Origin of the sequence: Streptomyces sp. H27-H5, from assembly GCF_026627505.1 — a bacterium.
Lineage (GTDB): Bacteria > Actinomycetota > Actinomycetes > Streptomycetales > Streptomycetaceae > Streptomyces.
Genome location: NZ_JAPNLK010000313.1, coordinates 1 through 1,098, shown reverse-complemented (window position 1 = coordinate 1,098; position 1,098 = coordinate 1). Strand labels below are relative to the sequence as shown.

Annotated in this window: 2 protein-coding genes; both read left to right on the top strand. The window is 59.0% G+C overall.

Annotated features, from left to right (window positions below; all coding sequences use genetic code 11):
* On the top strand, window positions 1–377 hold a 377-nt coding region (locus tag OTB19_RS42980), incomplete at its 5' end, for a hypothetical protein (protein WP_267804295.1).
* The coding region (locus OTB19_RS42975) for a hypothetical protein (protein WP_267804294.1) at window positions 361–1,098 on the top strand (738 nt) is incomplete at its 3' end. The genes OTB19_RS42980 and OTB19_RS42975, both read left to right, overlap by 17 nt.

Below are 1,098 nucleotides of genomic sequence, written 5' to 3'. Positions count from 1 at the left end.
GTGGTGGTCCACCTGGCGCCGCCGCCATCAACACCGCGCCCGCCTCTGCCACCGCCGTTGGCACACCTACGCCGACACCACACCATGACCAGCCAGCACACCAGCGGCTATCTACAGCTGCCGTAAGAGACGAAGGAAATCAGGACGGACTCAAAACGAGAGGAGAACCTGGCAATGGACTCTGTCATCCTGTCATCAGCTACCCAGTCCATCTGGATGATGTACCTTCTCAAACCGCCATGGATGCACTCGAAGCCCGAGTGGCCGCACTAGAAAGCCATTCTCCCGTGGTACCGGAGCCTGAGCACATGATCATCACGATCGCCCCTGAAACGATGGCCATTAGGATGGAGGAATGCAATGACATCCACATTTGAGTCACAAGGCCTCAACATCAGAGCCAACATCGACAACATTCCCCCCGACGACGAAGGTGAAGACGGAGTATCTGTGAACTTCGGTGATGACACCGATCCCTACCTGGCTAACGTAAGCGAAGGCGGCACGGCCACCGCCCCACACCAGTACGCCAATCCCGGCACCTACACCATCACGGCAATCTGTACCGAAACCGGAACCCAAGCCACCGTGGTCTACCACGCCGAAGGCACACAACTCGGGCTGTCGGTGGTACTGGGGACGGGGGCCAACTGGAACAAGGGGACCGCCACGGTCACCGGTCTCGCGCCCGGCACGACAGCCAAGGTCGCCTACCAGGCTGGCGCGACCGAGGTGGAGACCGCCGCCGCGGGGCCCAATGGAGAGGCAAAAACCACGGACAACGCGGTAATTTACCCATCTGATGTCTCGAACGAGTACACCACCATCGCCACGGCCCCACACCACCCCAACGGCAGCGACACCGTCACCACCAGCAAGCCCAACGGCGATGCGGTTGGGTATATAGCGGCAACGATCGGGCCGGAAGGCAATATTAGCTTCTTCGGTGACACGCAGGGTCTCTTGCCGCCCGCAGAAAACACGGGTTATACGTGCGTATCATTTATCACTGACCCAGCGACAGGACAATTAAGCACAGCTTTTGCAATTGCATCCGATGGCACCGTAAGGGGAGCTCCTGGATGGAGATTTCCAATT